Raw genomic sequence first — 15,710 nt, 5'->3', positions numbered from 1 at the left:
CTCGCTTGAGGTGGGTTTGCGCGGCAGATGATCGGCCAGCTTGACCCGGCTGTCCAGCCCTGTGATGCGTAGGGTTTTTCAGCAAACCTCACGGACTCCCCCATTCCCTGTAGGAACGAGCCTTGCTTCTGCAAGACGTTGGGGTTACTCGGCTGGGAGAGGCAGGCGTTGCCCTGCCATCAACAGCGACAGGCGGCTCAGGCTGCTCCAGGGCGAACCGGCGGCCTGCCCCTTGATCTGCGCATCGATACGTTGGGCATCGAGCAGCAATTGCGCCCAGCGTGGTGCGGAATAGCGCTGCAGGGCCTTGCTCATCAACGGCTTGCGTTTGTCCCAGACGGGTGGACGGGCCTGGCTGAATACTTTGTCCAGCGGAGTGCCCTGGCTGTACTGCAGCGACATATTGGCCAGCGCCCGCAATTCCCGGGACAGCGCCCAGAGAATCACCGGCGGTTCGACACCTTCGCCGCGCAGGCCTTCGAGCATGCGCAGGGCATGCGCGGCCTCGCCATTGAGGATGGCGTCCACCAGCCCGAAAACATCGAAGCGCGCACTGTCGGCGACTGCCGCTTGCACGGTTTCCACCGTGATCTGTCCACCCTCGGCCATCAGCTTGAGCTTTTCGATTTCCTGGGCCGCGGCCAGCAGATTGCCTTCTACCCTGGCCGCAATGAGCTCCACGGCGTCCTGGCTGGCGGAAAGCCCGGCCTGGGACAGGCGTTGGCGAATCCACTGCGGCAACTGGTTGGCATCCACCGGCCAGATCTGGATGAACTGGGTCTGCTCGCCATCGATCAGGGCCTTACCCCATTTGGTCTTTTGCGCGCTGCCATCGAGCTTGGGCAGGCTGATCAGCAGCAGGGTGTCTTCGGCCGGCCGTGAGCAGTATTCGATGAAGGCCGCGGCACCTTTGTCGCCGGGCTTACCCGAAGGCAGGCGCAGTTCCAGCAGGCGTTTTTCGGCGAATAACGACATGCTCGCGCCGGCTTGCAGCAGCGTTCCCCAATCGAAATTGGCGTCGGCGCTGAATACTTGGCGTTCATCGAAGCCTTGCTGGCGGGCGGCGGTGCGAATGGCGTCGGCGGCTTCCTGGCACAGCAACGGGTCGTCGCCACTGATGACATAGACCGGTGCGAGCGTGCCTTGCAGGTGTTTGCCGAGCTGAGCGGGGGCGAGTTTCATAAGGAGGGCAAGCGGGGCGCCTGGGCGCCCCACAAGGCTTACTGGTTCGGCAGCTGCATGGGCGACTGTTGCGGGGTTTCCGCCTCAGCCTTCTGCGCGGCTTCCAGCGCCTCGGCCTCGGCCTTGGCGCGGGCATCCGCGGTCTGCTGCAGTTGATCCAGCTGGGTCGGGGTCAGCAGTTGCAGGCGCAGCATCATGTTCTGCACCAGGTCGCGACGCATTTCCTTGCGCACTTCCAGCGATTCCTGGTCGGAACCCACCAGGTTGTTGCCGTCGTGGATGTAGACCTTCTGCACTTGCAGCTTGTCGCTGAGCAGGGTCAGGTTGTTCTGGCCCTGGATCTCGTAGTTCAGCACGGTGGTCATTTCATATTCGGCCGAACGACCGGCACCGGCGTAGCTGAGGCTGCGCTGGGATTCCTGCTCGCGGGTCAGCACCAGCTTGTAGGGCGCACCGGCGTAGACCTTGACGCCACTGCTCTGCAGAACTTGGCGCAGCTGGGTCACGGTTTCGCCGTAAGCGTTACGGGCGCTCAGGTCGAGTTCCTTGATCGCCAGTTCGGTGGTGCCGGTACCGCGCAGCTGAAAGCCGCAGGCGCTCAGCAGTACGGCCAGGCCCATCACCAGGAGGTTGCGTTTGATCATCTTGTTGCTCCCCTTGAAACCATGTGGGCCGACAGGGCGGCCCTGGAGGTTTTATTCGGCGTCAGCCTTGGGCTGACGCCTGATCCAATTAGCTAGCGACGATATTGACCAGCTTGCCAGGCACGACGATCACTTTACGAATCGTCAGGCCTTCGGTGAAGCGCAGCACGTTCTCGTTGCTCCGGGCGGCGGCTTCGATCTCTTCACGGCTGGCGCTGGCCGGCATTTCGATCTGGCCACGCAGTTTGCCATTCACTTGAATGACCAGCTGCAGGCTGTCCTGAACCAGGGCGTTCTCATCCAGCACCGGCCAGCCGGCGTCGATGATGGCGCCGCTGCGGCCCAGCTGGCTCCACAGCTCGTGGCTGATGTGCGGGGTGATAGGCGCCAGCAGCAGGGCCACGGTTTCCAGGCCTTCCTGCAACAGGGCACGGTCCTGCGGGGTGGCTTGCGGTGCTTTTTCCAGCACGTTCATCAGCGTCATGACCTGAGCGATGGCGGTGTTGAATTTGTGGTTCTGGCCGACGTCCTGGCTGGCTTGCTTGATCGCCAGGTGGATGGCGCGACGAATGACTTTCTGTTCGTCGTTCAGCGAACCCAGCTCCAGTGTACCCGGCAGGCCCTGGGCTACGTGAGCCTGAGCCAGGCGCCAGACGCGCTTGAGGAAGCGATGGGCACCCTCGACGCCGGAGTCGGACCATTCCAGGCTCATGTCAGGCGGCGAAGCGAACATCATGAACAGGCGGCAGGTGTCCGCGCCGTACTGCTCGATCATCGACTGAGGGTCGACGCCGTTGTTCTTCGACTTGGCCATCTTCTCGGTGCCGCCGATTTCCACCGGCAGGCCGTCGCTGATCAGCTTGGCGCCGACGATCTTGGCCTTGCTGTCACGCTCCAGCTCGACATCGGCCGGGTTGTACCAGGTGTAGGCACCGTTGGCTTCGCGGCGGTAGTAGGTCTCGGCGACCACCATGCCTTGCGTCAGCAGGTTTTTGAACGGCTCGTTGGAACTGACCAGGCCCTCGTCGCGCATCAGCTTGTGGAAGAAGCGGGCGTAGAGCAGGTGCAGGATCGCGTGTTCGATACCGCCGATGTACTGGTCCACCGGCAGCCAGTGGTTGGCCGCGGCCGGGTCGACCAGGCCACCCTCGTATTTTGGCGAGGCGTAGCGGGCGTAGTACCAGGAGGACTCGACGAAGGTGTCCATGGTGTCGGTTTCACGCTTGGCAGGCTTGCCGCATTTCGGGCAGTTGCACTCGTAGAACTCGGGCATGCGCGCCAGTGGCGAACCGGCGCCGTCCGGCACCACGTCTTCCGGCAGCACTACCGGCAGTTGGTCTTGCGGTACCGGTACATCGCCACAGCTGTCGCAGTGGATGATCGGGATCGGGCAGCCCCAGTAGCGCTGGCGGCTGATGCCCCAGTCGCGCAGGCGGAACTGGGTGCGGGATTGGCCGAGGTTTTTCTTCAGCAGGGCAACTTCGATGGCATCGAAGGCGCCGGCAAAATCCAGGCCGTTGAACTCGCCGGAGTTGATCAGTTCGCCGTGCTCGCCGTAGGCGTCCTGCCAAGGCGCAGGCGTTTCGTCGCCAGCGCTGGTGCGCACCACGTTCTTGATCGGCAGGTTGTACTTGGTGGCGAATTCGTAGTCGCGCTCGTCGTGTGCCGGAACGGCCATCACCGCGCCATCGCCGTAGTGCATCAGCACATAGTTGGCGACCCATACCGGGAGTTTTTCACCGGTCAGCGGGTGTTCGACGAACAGCGAAGTCGGCAGGCCTTTCTTCTCTTGAGTGGCGATGTCGGCTTCGGCGACGCTGCCGCCCTTGCACTCGGCGATAAAGGCTTGCAGTGCCGGGTCGTTCTGCGCCGCCAGGGTGGCCAGCGGGTGCTCGGCGGCCACGGCAACGTAGGTCGCGCCCATCAGGGTGTCAGGGCGGGTGGTGAAGACTTTCAGTGCGCCCGTTTCGCCAATGGAGGCCTGGTCGTAGGGGAATTGCACTTCCATGCCACGGGATTTGCCGATCCAGTTGCGTTGCATGGTCTTGACCTGCTCGGGCCAGCCCGGCAGTTCGTCGAGACTCTCCAGCAGCTCATCCGCGTAGGCGGTGATCTTGAAGTAGTACATCGGGATTTCGCGTTTTTCGATCAGCGCGCCGGAACGCCAGCCGCGACCGTCGATCACCTGTTCGTTGGCCAGGACGGTCTGGTCGACCGGGTCCCAGTTCACGGTGCCGTTCTTGCGGTAGATCACGCCTTTTTCGAACAGGCGAGTGAACAGCCACTGTTCCCAGCGATAGTAGTCCGGCTTGCAGGTAGTGACCTCGCGGGACCAGTCCACCGCCAGGCCCAGGCTGCGCAGCTGGGACTTCATGTAGGCGATGTTTTCGTAGGTCCACTTGGCCGGTGCGACGTTGTTCTTCATCGCGGCGTTTTCCGCCGGCATGCCGAAGGCGTCCCAACCCATGGGTTGCAGTACGTTCTTGCCTTGCATGCGCTGGTAGCGGGAGATCACGTCGCCGATGGTGTAGTTACGCACGTGCCCCATGTGTAGCTTGCCGCTGGGGTAAGGGAACATCGACAGGCAGTAGTAAGTTTCCTTGCCTGGCTGTTCACTGACTTCAAAGGACTTTTGCTCATCCCAGAACGACTGGGCGGCGGCTTCGATTTCACGGGGCTGATAGTGTTCGTGCATGGCTACTTTTGAACTGAATAGGGGTGGCCTAATCCTCTTCAATGCAACGTTGGGCGGTGATGACGCCAGCTATGGCGTTTTCGCTACCCAGTCGAGCTGGAAGTGGAGTTACAGGAAGCGCCGTAGCATACATGACCGCGCTCTACCGAGGGAAACCCTGATTACGCGCCGTGGGCCGTTGGTCGCGGCACCCTGCCGGTTTCGGCAGTGCGGCTAAGCTCAAAAAGGGGGAGTGATTCTTACTTTCATGAGGTGAGTGGATGGTTGAGTCGCAGCGAAAAGTTACAAAACCCGAGTTGTACGAACGATTGATAGATCGTCTGGCTTTGGCCTTGGATACAGCGAAAACAGCAGGGAGCTTGCGTAATGAGCGTCCTGCGGAGTTGGAGTTGCGGGGCCTGAGTCACGCCGAGCTCGAGGTGATCAAAGCCTATCTGGATCGTAGCGAGCGTGAGACGCAATTGAGCGTGCTCGAATGCCTGAGGCACGAAGTGACTCCACATTCGGCCAAGGTCATCTGGTTGAAAGACAAGGTGCCCGCCCGGGATGCGGTAAAGGTCCGATCCCTGCAGTTCAAGTGAGTCTGCGCAGCCCATGCGGGCATCTGCGCAGCGTCAACGCCGCGTACCTTGTGCGTGAAATCTGTTTCATATCTGTTGTTGCTTTGCTTTTACCCACTTAGGCTTCGAGCATCTTTGGAGATGCTCGATGCCTTTTCGTTATTTCGTCAAACAACTACTCCTGCCGCCAGGCCTTCTGTTGCTGCTGCTTCTGCTCGCCTGGTGGTTTCGCCGCTCGAGGCCGCGATTGGCCGGTGTGTGTTTTGCCCTCGGCCTGGGCGGGTTCTGGTTGATGAGCCTGCCTGTGATGGTGGAGTGGGGCGCCAGTGCCCTGGAAAGTGAGCCGGCGCTGACGCAAAGCCAGTGGTCGACCCTGCCCGGACAGGCCGATGCGATTGTGGTGCTGGGTTCGGGTCGCGAACGTGGCGATCCGGCCTGGGGTTCCGACCAGCCGACCGGTGTTGGCCTGGAGCGCCAGCGCTATGCGGCGCGCCTGGCCAAGGCTTCCGGGCTGCCGATCCTGACCAGCGGTGGCCTGCACTACGGCACGCCGCCAACGGAAGCAGCGCTGATGGCCGAGTCGTTGCTGAACGACTTCGACGTGACGGTGCGCTGGCAGGAAGGGCGTAGCCGCACGACCTGGGAAAACGCCCAATTCACCGCGCAAGTGCTGGAGCCGCAAGGCGTCAAGCGGGTGGTGCTGGTCACTCAGGCCTGGCATATGCAGCGGGCTGTCTGGAGTTTCGAACAGGCAGGATTCACCGTGGTGCCGGCGCCCGTGGGGTTCCTCGGGGTGGATAACGCCAGGCCGCTGGGTGGCTGGATGCCGGAGTTCAAGTCGATCTGGCAGAGCGGCCAGTTGTTGAACGAGGCGGTGGGGCTGGTGGGCTACAAGCTGTTTTATCGTGGAGAGTAGATTCATCGTGAGCCAGCCCGCTCCTGCAGGAATCGCAAATCCCTGGCAGGAGCAGCCGCTCGACGTTCGATGGCTCGCGATGAAGTCAGACGGTCTTGGCGATCCGGCTGGCCAGCAGGGCCCAGCCGAACAGCAGGACGCTCAGGATGATCAGGGGCCACGAGCGCCACTGCAGGTAAGGCGTCAGGTTGTGCATCGGCACCACTTCGCCGTACAGGATTCCGCGTTCGAACTGCGGAATCTGCACGGTGATCTTGCCGAACGGATCGATCAGGCCGGTCACCCCGTTGTTGGTGGCGCGGATCATCCAGCGGCCGGCTTCCAAAGCTCGCATCTGGGCCATCTGCAAGTGCTGCAACGGGCCGATCGAAGTGCCGAACCAGGTGTCGTTGCTGATGGTCAGCAGCAGGTCGCTGCGGGCTGACAGGCTGGCGGCGAATTCCGGGTAAACCACCTCGTAGCAGATGAACGGCGCGATCTGGTAACCCTTGGCTTGCAGTAAAGGCTGGTCGGCGGGGCCGCGGGCGAAGTCCGACATGGGCAGGTCGAAGAACGCGATCAGGCCGCGCAGCAAGTCCTGCAGGGGCACGTACTCACCGAATGGCACGAGCTTCTGCTTGAGGTACTCGCCATCGCCTTCGCCGACTACGGTAATGCCATTGAAGTAGCGCTTCTGATGGTGCACTTCCTGGCGGATCGGTACGCCGGTGATCAGCGCCGAATGCCGGTCGGCGGCGAAGTTGCCCATCATGTTCAGATAACCTTCGGCCGACTCCTTGAGCACGGGCACCGCGGTTTCCGGCCACACCAGCAGATCCACGCGCTTGGAACTGAAACTCATGTCGCGGTACAGCGCCAGCTGGGAGTTGAGTTGCGCAGGGTCCCATTTCAGGCTCTGTTCGATATTGCCCTGAATCGCCGCCACGGTCAGCGGCTCGCCCGACGGGCTGGTCCAGGCATGTCCCTTGAGCGCGATACCGATCACCCAGGGGGCGACCAGCAGCACCAGGCCGGCGGCGATAAACCCCTTGCGTCCGGAGCGGATCAGGCCGGGCAGGTTGTAGAGCAGGGCGGCGGTCAGCGCCAGGGCAAAGGAGATCAGCCACATGCCACCCAGGGGGGCCAGGCCGGCCAGCGGGCCGTCGAGTTGGCTGTAGCCGGAATAGAGCCAGGGGAAGCCCGTCAGGAACCAGCCGCGGAAGGCTTCCTGGCCCACCCAAAGGGCGGCGAAGGCCAGGGCATCGGCGAGAGGGGCTTCATTGCGACGCAGCCAACGCGCCCAGAGCCAGGCCGGCAAGGCGAAAAAGAAGGCGATGGCGGCAATGAAGGCCAGCATCAGTAAACCGGCCAGCAGCACTGAGGCGCCGCCGTAGGTATGGATGCTGACGTAGATCCAACTGGTGCCGGCGGCAAACAGGCCGAAACCGAAACACCAGCCGCGCCACAGCGCCTGACGCGGGCTCAGCTCGCGCAGGCCGGCATAAAAGAAGCCGACCGCCAGCAGTGCCAGCGGCCAGATGTCGTATGGCGCCAGGGCCAGGGTGGTGATTGCGCCAGCCGCCATGGCCAGCAGGTTACCGGGCCAGCCGGGGCGGGTTAAGCGCAGCATGTCGATCCTTAGCGGGGGATAGGCGTTAGTCGCAGCAGATGAATCCGACGGCTGTCGGCATTCAGGATACGGAAGCGATAGGCACCGATTTCGGTGATTTCGTTACGTTTAGGCAGGTGCCCGAACGCGCTCATCACCAGGCCGCCGACGGTGTCGAACTCATCGTCGGAGAACTCGCTGTCGAAGAACTCGTTGAAGTTCTCGATCGGCGTCAACGCCTTGATCAGGAAATCGCCGCTTGGCAGGGGCTTGATGTAGCTGTCTTCCTCGACGTCGTGCTCGTCTTCGATGTCGCCGACGATCTGCTCCAGCACGTCCTCGATGGTCACCAGGCCTGCCACGCCGCCGTACTCGTCGATGACGATGGCCATGTGATTGTGGTTGGCGCGGAACTCACGCAGCAGCACGTTCAGGCGCTTGGATTCGGGAACGAAGGTCGCCGGACGCAGCAGGTCCTTGATGTTGAAGCTGTCGCCGTTCTCCTTGAGGATCAGCGGCAGCAGGTCCTTGGCCAGCAGGACGCCCATGACGTCGTCATGGCTTTCGCCGATCACCGGATAACGCGAGTGCGCGGAATCGAGGACGGACGGCAGGAATTCGCGGGGAGTCTGGGTCGCCTTGATGCTGATCATCTGCGAGCGCGGAACCATGATGTCCCGTACCTGCAGGTCAGCGACCTGGATGGCGCCTTCGACGATGGCCAGCGCTTCGCTGTCCAGCAACTTGTTCTGATGGGCTTCGCGCAGCAGCTCCAGCAGCTCCTGACGGTTTTTCGGCTCATGGGCAAAAGCCTGGGTCAGTTTACCCAGCCACGACTTTTGCCCGCTGCTCGATCGGTCTTCGCTCATAGCGATTACTCTAAATCCTTGGTTGTTACAGATGGATGTTCTTCGGTTTCGTCGTCCGCATAAGGGTCGGGATGACCCAGTTCTGCAAGCAACGTTCGTTCCAGTGCTTCCATTTCTTCGGCTTCGTCGTCATCTATATGGTCGTAACCCAATAGATGCAAGCAGCCGTGAATCACCAGATGGGCCCAGTGGGCCTGGAGGTCCTTGCCTTGTTCGGCGGCTTCGCGCTCGACCACTTCGACGCAGATCACCAGGTCGCCGAGCAATGGAATGTCCAGTAGCTCGTCCGGCACGTCGGCGGGGAACGACAGGACGTTGGTGGCGTAGTCCTTCTGCCGCCAGGTGCGGTTCAGTTCGCGGCCTTCGGGTTCGTCCACCAGGCGGATGGTCAGTTCCGAGTCGGCGGTGCGCTGGCGCAGGGCCAGCTCACACCATTGGCGGAACAGGGCTTCACTGGGAGCAGGCTTGTCGCTTGCCAGTTGCAGATCAAGCTCAAGCATCGTGGCGATTGCCTTTTTCCGCGGCGGACTCGTCGGCCACGCGCTGCTCGAAGCGCTCATAGGCTTCGACGATGCGTTGCACCAGCGGATGGCGCACCACGTCCTTGGGCATGAAGTGGGTGAAGCTGATGCCCGGGACGTCCTTGAGGACGTTGATCACATGGGCCAGGCCGGACTTGGTGCCTTTGGGCAGGTCGACCTGGGTGATGTCGCCCGTGATCACGGCGGTGGAGCCGAAGCCGATCCGGGTCAGGAACATCTTCATCTGCTCGACGGTGGTGTTCTGGCTTTCGTCGAGAATGATGAAGCTGTTGTTCAGCGTACGGCCGCGCATGTAGGCCAGCGGCGCAATCTCGATGACCTGGCGCTCGATCAGCTTGGCCACGTGTTCGAAGCCGAGCATTTCATACAGTGCGTCATACAACGGGCGCAGGTACGGGTCGATCTTCTGGGCCAGGTCACCCGGCAGGAAACCGAGTTTCTCACCAGCTTCGACCGCCGGACGCACCAGCAGGATGCGCCGTACCTGCTCGCGCTCCAGTGCGTCTACCGCACAGGCCACAGCCAGGTAGGTCTTGCCGGTACCGGCCGGGCCGATGCCGAAGTTGATGTCGTTGCCGAGGATTTCCTTGACGTAGCGCTGCTGATTCAAGCCGCGGGGGCGAATCATGCCTTTTTTGGTACGCAGGGCCACGGCCGCTTCGGCGACAGGGTGATTGTCCAGTTCTTCGACGGCGGATTCCTGGAGGAACAGGTGCACCATGTCCGGCGACAGCTCGGTACCCTTGGTTTCCCGGTACAGGCGGCGCAGGAGGTTTTCCGCGGAGGTGGTGTGCTTGGGTTCGCCGATCAGTTCGAACTGATTGCCGCGGTTGCGGATCTCGATGGTCAGGCGCTGCTCGATCAAGCGCAAATGCTCGTCGAATTGCCCGCACAGATTGGCGAAGCGGCGAGCCTCAAAGGGCTCGAGGATGAAACGATGTGGTTCTATGGGTGCGTTCAAGGTCGTTTTTTAGCCGCCCAACGGCAATAAAGGATGAAATCAAGGATAACGCCAGCGGCCTGGGTGCGAAAGCTCTTATACGAAGCAATGTCTTTCGCCACATTTTCCTTGGAGGCCGGCTTCCCGGCGATGGCGTGCCCGAGGCCACTACCGCTGGTCAGCCCGCATCGGCAGGAGGTTATTGCAGCAGCGATCCGCGCAGCGAGTGAGGCTGGGCCGAGTCGATATGCACATCGGCAAACTGGCCGATCAGCGTCGGGTTGTCGCAGCGGAAATTGACGATGCGGTTGTTCTCGGTCCGCCCCTGCAGTTCGCCCGGGTCTTTCTTCGAATAGTCGGTAACCAGGATGCGCTGGATCGAACCGACCATTTGTCGGCTGATTTCGAATCCTTGCTGATTCAGCCGATGTTGCAGCGCGTTCAGGCGTTCCTTTTTCAACTCTTCCGGGGTGTCGTCCGCCAGGTCGGCCGCCGGGGTGCCCGGGCGCTGGCTGTAGACGAACGAGTAGGAGAAGTCGAAGCCGACGTCTTCGATCAGCTTCATGGTCTGTTCGAAGTCTTTTTCGGTCTCGCCGGGGAAGCCGACGATGAAGTCCGAGCTGATGCAGATGCCCGGCACGGCGGCGCGCAGTTTGCGCAGCTTGGATTTGTATTCCAGCGCCGTATGGTTGCGCTTCATGGCTGCGAGAATCCGGTCGGAACCCGATTGCACCGGCAAGTGCAGGTGTTTCACCAGTTCCGGCACTTCGGCGTGGGCCTGGATCAGGCTGTCGGAGAACTCCAGCGGATGGGAGGTGGTATAGCGGATGCGCTCGATACCATCGACCGCCGCGACCACGCGGATCAGTTCGGCGAGGTCGGCCAGGCGGCCGTCGTGGGTCTGGCCACGGTAACCGTTGACGTTCTGCCCCAGCAGGGTGACTTCGCGCACGCCGTTTTCCGCCAGGTGGATGATCTCGCAGATCACGTCGTCGAATGGCCGGCTGACTTCCTCGCCACGGGTGTAGGGCACCACGCAGAAGGTGCAGTACTTGCTGCAGCCTTCCATCACCGAGACATAGGCACTCGGGCCGTCGATGCGTGGCTCTGGCAGGTGGTCGAATTTCTCGATTTCCGGGAACGAGACGTCGACCTGCGGCAGCTTGCTGCTGCGGGCGGCATCGATCATTTCCGGCAGGCGGTGCAGGGTCTGCGGGCCGAAGACCACGTCGACATAGGGCGCGCGATCACGGATGGCCGCGCCTTCCTGGCTGGCCACGCAACCGCCGACGGCGATGACCATGTCCGGGTTGGCCAGCTTCAGCTCGCGCCAGCGACCCAGTTGGGAATACACCCGGTCCTGGGCTCGTTCGCGGATCGAGCAGGTGTTGAGCAGGATGACGTCCGCGTCTTCGGCGCGGGCGGTGACTTCCAGGGCCTGATGTTCACCCAGCAGATCGACCATGCGCGAGCTGTCGTACTCGTTCATCTGGCAACCGTGGGTTTCTATGTAGAGCTTCTTGGCCATGGACGGAGTCATCACGTGATTCAAAGAACCGCGCATTATAGGGAACATGGCCTGAGGTTCCTACCGCTGCGCGTCCGGTGGCTATGCTATAGTTCGCGCCCTCTTTTATATCCCCCGATGTGTTACCCGCCCACCATGACCAAACGTGAAGCTCCAATCTACAAGGTGATTTTCCTCAACCAGGGACAGGTGTTCGAAATGTACGCCAAGCAGATCTATCAAAGTGATCTGTGGGGTTTCCTGGAGGTGGAAGAGTTCGTCTTTGGCGAGCGCACGCAAGTGGTCGTCGATCCGAGCGAAGAGAAGCTCAAGGCCCAGTTCGAAGGCGTGGTGCGCAGCTTTGTGCCGATGCATTCGATCGTGCGCATCGACGAGGTCGAGCGCCTGGGTACGCCGAAGATCAGCGAGGCGCGTGGCGTGAGCAACGTCATGCCGTTTCCGATGCCGATGCCTGAGAAGTAAGGGCTGTATCGAGAAGAACGTCGCATTCCATCGCGGGCAAATGTGCTCGCGATGCGCTCAAGGCAGGGGTGAGAAGGGCGAACGCCCGTCGGCGCTCTGCAATTCCATCAGGTATTTGCGGAAAATCTGCCCCAGCACCTGGGTGGCGACTTCCAGTTCATCGCGCTGCATGTGCTCGGCCACTTCGTCAGCCGTGTCCAGTGCCTCTTCGGCGCCATTGACCGCCGCCATCTTCAGCACGATATAGGCCTGAACGTTGTTGGCCGGTACGCCTTCGCCGCGAAAGAACATGGTGCCGAGCTTGAATTGCGCCTGGGCGTGGCCTTGCAGCGAGGCCTTTTCAAAGTAGCTCAGGGCCTGATTGAGATCGCGCGGGGTATTTTTACCTTCGTAGTAGAACTCGCCCAACTCGTATTGCGCTTGCGCATCCCCTTCGTCAGCCGCCTTCTGGCAGACCGCCAGGGCCTCGGACAGATCCTGTGACTGAGTATTGAGGGTGCAGCGACCCATCGCTGGGATCAACAACGAGTTGCCGCCTGCTTGTGCGTGCGCGAGCAGGGGCTGAAGGAGCAACAGGCAGCCCAGTGCAAGGGCGCGGCCGGTGCGGTTCATGGGAATCGACTTACCTCTGAAGGGCGCGCGGACCCATCGAGGGATCCAATAAGCGCGCATTATGAAATAAGCAGGGCCAACCTTACAAAGTCTTTACTCGTTTTTCTGCTGCGCGGGCGCGATATCCGCCGCTTTCGGGGCTGTTTCGGGAGTTGGGACGCGAATGCGGCGTAAAACCGGCGCCAGCAAGTGTGGCGCCGGTTTGGCGGGGAAGGTTACTTCAGGGCAGCGAAAGCGCGTTCGGCCGCGTCCAGGGTCAGTTTCAGCTCGGCGTCGCCGTGGGCGATCGAGGTGAAGCCGGCTTCGAAGGCACTCGGGGCCAGGTAGACACCGCCTTCGAGCATCAGGTGGAAGAAGCGTTTGAACAGATTGGCATCGCTGGCCATCACATCGTCGAACGTGACGATATCGTCGGCGCCGCTGAAATACAGGCCGAACATGCCGCCCGCCTGGGTGGTCACGAACGGGATACCGGCGGCGTCAGCGCGTTGCTGCAGGCCGTCGAGCAGGCGGCTGGTGTAGTCGCTCAGCTCGGCGTGGAAGCCCGGACGGCTGATCAGGCGCAGGGTGGTCAGGCCGGCGGCCATGGCCAGCGGGTTGCCCGACAGGGTGCCAGCCTGGTAGACCGGACCCAGCGGCGCGATGTGCTCCATGATCTGGCGTTTACCGCCGAAGCAACCCACCGGCATGCCGCCGCCGATGATCTTGCCGAAGGTGGACAGGTCCGGGGTCACCCCGTAGTGCGCCTGGGCACCGCCCAGGGCGACGCGGAAACCGGTCATCACTTCGTCGAAGATCAGCACCACGCCGTGCTTGTCGCACAGGCTGCGCAGGCCTTCGAGGAAGCCCGGGGCCGGTGGCACGCAGTTCATGTTGCCGGCCACCGGCTCGACGATGATGCAGGCCACTTCCTGGCCGACCTCGGCAAGCATCTTCTCGACCGCGTCGATGTCGTTGAACGGCAGGGTCAGGGTGTGTTTGGCGAAAGCCGCCGGTACGCCGGCCGAGCTGGGCACGCCCTGGGTCAGCGCGCCAGAGCCAGCCTTGACCAGCAGGCTGTCGGAGTGGCCGTGGTAGCAGCCTTCGAACTTGATGATGCTGTCGCGGCCGGTGAAACCGCGGGCCAGGCGGATCGCGCTCATAGTCGCTTCGGTGCCGGAGCTGACCATGCGCACCATTTCCATGGACGGCACGATGGAGCAGACCAGGTCGGCCATTTCGGTTTCCATGGCGGTCGGGGCGCCGTAGGACAGGCCGTGTTCCAGCTGTTTGCGCACCGCGTCCAGCACATCCGGATGGCTGTGGCCGAGGATCATCGGCCCCCAGGAGCCGACGTAGTCCACATAACGCTTGTCGTCTTCGTCGGTGACGTAGGCGCCTTCGGCGTGTTTGAAGAACAGCGGCGTGCCGCCCACGCTCTTGAACGCACGCACGGGCGAGTTCACGCCGCCGGGGATGTGTTTCTGGGCATTGGCAAACAGGGTTTCGGAACGAGACATGATCGGACTCTCGGAAATCAGCGGTTAGAAGAGGGCGTTGAAAACGCGGGCACGGCGGGTCACTTCCTGGGCGCTGTCGGCGCCGAACAGGCCATGGACCACGGCCAGCAGGTCGACGCCATGGGCGACCAGCGGCGCGGCGTTTTCCAGGGTGATGCCGCCGATCGCGCAGATCGGCAGGTGCAGCCGGGCGCGGGCCTGGTCCAGCAGCTCCAGGTTGGCCGTCGGTGCGCCGGGCTTGGTGTTGGAATTGAAGAAGCGACCGAAGGCGACATAGCTGGCGCCTTCCTTGGCGGCTTGCTCGGCCAGCTCCAGCTGGGCGTGGCAGGTCGAGCCGATGATCGCCTGGCGGCCGAGCAGGGCACGGGCCGGAGTCAGCGGGCCGTCAGTCTGGCCCAGGTGTACGCCGACGCCAATGCGCGCGGCCAACTCGGCGTCGTCGTTGATGATCAGTTGCGTCTTGTAGCGCTCGCACAAGCTGTGCAGGGCTTCGGCTTCACGCAGGCGGCGGGCCTCGTCGCTGCTCTTGTCGCGGTATTGCAGGAGGGTCACGCCACCGTCGAGCGCCGCCTCCACGTACTGCAGGAATTTGCCGGCCAACAGTTGGCTGTCGGTAATGGCATACAGACCACGTAGTTTCATCGAGCGAGCCTCATGGCTTACGAGCAGAAGTCCAGCGGCAGGCGGCGCGGTACGAACTGGCCTTGGCCCAGTTGCTCGGCGTCGCGCAGGGTGCGCCAGGTGTAATCGAGGGCCGACTTCACGGCGCTGGCCAGGTTTTCGCCCTGGGCCAGGCGTCCGGCCAGGGCGCTGGCCAGGGTGCAACCGGAACCGTGATAACTGCCCGGCAGCCGCTGGCAGGTGTAGGTGTGACGGCTGCCGTCGCGGCTGTACAGGCGATTATGCACTTCATGCTCGTCGCCATGGCCGCCGGTGATCAGCAGGTGTTTGACGAACGGCAGGAGCTTTTCCGCGCACTGGTCCGCAGTGCCTTCGGGCAACTCGGCGAGGATTCGTGCTTCCGGAAGGTTCGGGGTGGCGATGGTCGCCAGTGGCAGCAGGCGTTCACGCATGGCGTAACCGACCTCGTCCTTGCCCAGGCGCCCGCCGCCGCCGGCGCGCAATACCGGGTCGCAGACCATCGGCAGGTGCGGATGCGCCTGCAACAGCTCGACCACAGTGTCGACCATTTCCAGCGAGCCGAGCATGCCCAGCTTGACCGCGGCGACCGTGGAGTCGTTGAGTACGGCGTTGGCCTGGGCCAGCACCCACTCGCGATCCAGCACACGGAAGTCGCTGACGTTGACCGTATCCTGCACGGTCAGCGCGGTCACAGCGGGAGCTGCATGGCAACCCTGGGCGAGCAGGGCTTCGATATCTGCCTGCAGGCCGGCACCGCCACTGGGGTCGTGGCCGGAGAGACAGAGGACAACGGGGCGAGAGCTGTAGATATTCATGGTGCGCGAGCTTACCACCAAACGTCTTTTTTGCATGGCCCCTCGCGTGTCGGCCGGGGCTGGTTTTTCCGCCTTGCCGACAAGTTGACCGAGGCAACAGCTCTAGATCAATGGATAGCGCTGAAACGCCCGTTCTAGAGCCTTTAAACTAAAACTTTTCATGGTGTTCTTTGGCCATCAACGGCTATGCTAGAGTGGATCCAAACCAATAACAGG

At 62.3% G+C, this 15,710-nt stretch carries 15 protein-coding genes; 3 read left to right on the top strand and 12 right to left on the bottom strand.

Annotated elements, in window-relative coordinates; all coding sequences use genetic code 11:
* Positions 1–144 precede the first annotated feature (144 nt).
* From holA to leuS, 3 genes are all read right to left on the bottom strand, one after another.
* Entirely contained in the window at positions 145–1,182 is a 1,038-nt protein-coding gene (gene holA / locus C4K27_RS27255) for a DNA polymerase III subunit delta (protein WP_007927092.1), read from the bottom strand.
* A gap of 38 nt (positions 1,183–1,220) precedes the next feature.
* Positions 1,221–1,826 carry an LPS-assembly lipoprotein LptE gene (locus C4K27_RS27245; protein ID WP_053262795.1) on the bottom strand — a complete coding sequence of 202 codons (606 nt, stop codon included), beginning with the start codon at positions 1,824–1,826 and terminating at the stop codon, positions 1,221–1,223.
* An 88-nt stretch (positions 1,827–1,914) separates the two neighbouring features.
* Positions 1,915–4,521, bottom strand: a complete 2,607-nt coding sequence (leuS, locus tag C4K27_RS27240; RefSeq protein ID WP_053262794.1) for a leucine--tRNA ligase — start codon at positions 4,519–4,521, stop codon at positions 1,915–1,917.
* 260 nt (positions 4,522–4,781) lie between these two features.
* On the opposite strand from leuS, the gene C4K27_RS27235 reads away from it, so the two are divergent.
* Positions 4,782–5,102, top strand: a complete 321-nt coding sequence (locus C4K27_RS27235; protein ID WP_009045783.1) for a hypothetical protein — start codon at positions 4,782–4,784, stop codon at positions 5,100–5,102.
* A gap of 127 nt (positions 5,103–5,229) precedes the next feature.
* Complete coding sequence (locus tag C4K27_RS27230; RefSeq protein ID WP_053262793.1) at positions 5,230–5,997, top strand: YdcF family protein; 768 nt, start codon at positions 5,230–5,232, stop codon at positions 5,995–5,997.
* An 85-nt stretch (positions 5,998–6,082) separates the two neighbouring features.
* On the opposite strand, the gene lnt is transcribed toward C4K27_RS27230, so the two are convergent.
* From lnt to miaB, 5 genes are all read right to left on the bottom strand, one after another.
* The gene (gene lnt, locus C4K27_RS27225) at positions 6,083–7,606 is read right to left on the bottom strand and encodes an apolipoprotein N-acyltransferase (RefSeq protein WP_053262792.1); all 1,524 of its coding nucleotides are present in this window, start codon (positions 7,604–7,606) and stop codon (positions 6,083–6,085) included.
* Positions 7,607–7,614: 8 nt separating this feature from the next.
* Positions 7,615–8,454, bottom strand: coding sequence for a CorC family transporter (locus tag C4K27_RS27220; protein WP_007927086.1), 840 nt, complete (start codon positions 8,452–8,454; stop codon positions 7,615–7,617).
* A gap of 5 nt (positions 8,455–8,459) precedes the next feature.
* Positions 8,460–8,954, bottom strand: coding sequence for an rRNA maturation RNase YbeY (gene ybeY / locus C4K27_RS27215; RefSeq protein ID WP_007927084.1), 495 nt, complete (start codon positions 8,952–8,954; stop codon positions 8,460–8,462).
* Entirely contained in the window at positions 8,947–9,957 is a 1,011-nt protein-coding gene (locus C4K27_RS27210) for a PhoH family protein (RefSeq protein WP_053262791.1), read from the bottom strand. The genes ybeY and C4K27_RS27210 overlap by 8 nt, the downstream gene beginning before the upstream one ends.
* Before the next feature lie 178 nt (positions 9,958–10,135).
* Positions 10,136–11,464, bottom strand: coding sequence for a tRNA (N6-isopentenyl adenosine(37)-C2)-methylthiotransferase MiaB (gene miaB / locus C4K27_RS27205; protein ID WP_162235145.1), 1,329 nt, complete (start codon positions 11,462–11,464; stop codon positions 10,136–10,138).
* Between the two features lie 135 nt (positions 11,465–11,599).
* Here miaB and C4K27_RS27200 point away from each other — a divergent pair, with 135 nt between their 5' ends.
* Complete coding sequence (locus tag C4K27_RS27200; RefSeq protein ID WP_007927079.1) at positions 11,600–11,926, top strand: DUF1820 family protein; 327 nt, start codon at positions 11,600–11,602, stop codon at positions 11,924–11,926.
* 57 nt (positions 11,927–11,983) lie between these two features.
* Here the strand turns inward: C4K27_RS27200 and C4K27_RS27195 are convergent, their stop codons facing one another.
* The 4 genes from C4K27_RS27195 to C4K27_RS27180 form a co-directional block, all read right to left on the bottom strand.
* Complete coding sequence (locus C4K27_RS27195; protein WP_007927077.1) at positions 11,984–12,538, bottom strand: tetratricopeptide repeat protein; 555 nt, start codon at positions 12,536–12,538, stop codon at positions 11,984–11,986.
* Positions 12,539–12,753: 215 nt separating this feature from the next.
* Entirely contained in the window at positions 12,754–14,037 is a 1,284-nt protein-coding gene (gene hemL, locus C4K27_RS27190; protein ID WP_007927075.1) for a glutamate-1-semialdehyde 2,1-aminomutase, read from the bottom strand.
* 24 nt (positions 14,038–14,061) lie between these two features.
* On the bottom strand, positions 14,062–14,679 hold the full coding sequence (thiE, locus tag C4K27_RS27185) for a thiamine phosphate synthase (protein ID WP_053262789.1): 618 nt from the start codon (positions 14,677–14,679) through the stop codon (positions 14,062–14,064).
* 17 nt (positions 14,680–14,696) lie between these two features.
* Positions 14,697–15,494 (bottom strand): hydroxymethylpyrimidine/phosphomethylpyrimidine kinase, encoded by a 798-nt coding sequence (locus C4K27_RS27180; RefSeq protein WP_007927070.1) that lies wholly within the window; start codon positions 15,492–15,494, stop codon positions 14,697–14,699.
* Positions 15,495–15,710: the final 216 nt, after the last annotated feature.

The organism is Pseudomonas chlororaphis subsp. chlororaphis (genome assembly GCF_003945765.1).
In the GTDB taxonomy this organism is placed as follows: domain Bacteria; phylum Pseudomonadota; class Gammaproteobacteria; order Pseudomonadales; family Pseudomonadaceae; genus Aquipseudomonas; species Aquipseudomonas chlororaphis.
The sequence above is the reverse complement of the archived record's forward strand: the minus strand, read 5'-3'. Positions and strand labels throughout refer to the sequence as shown.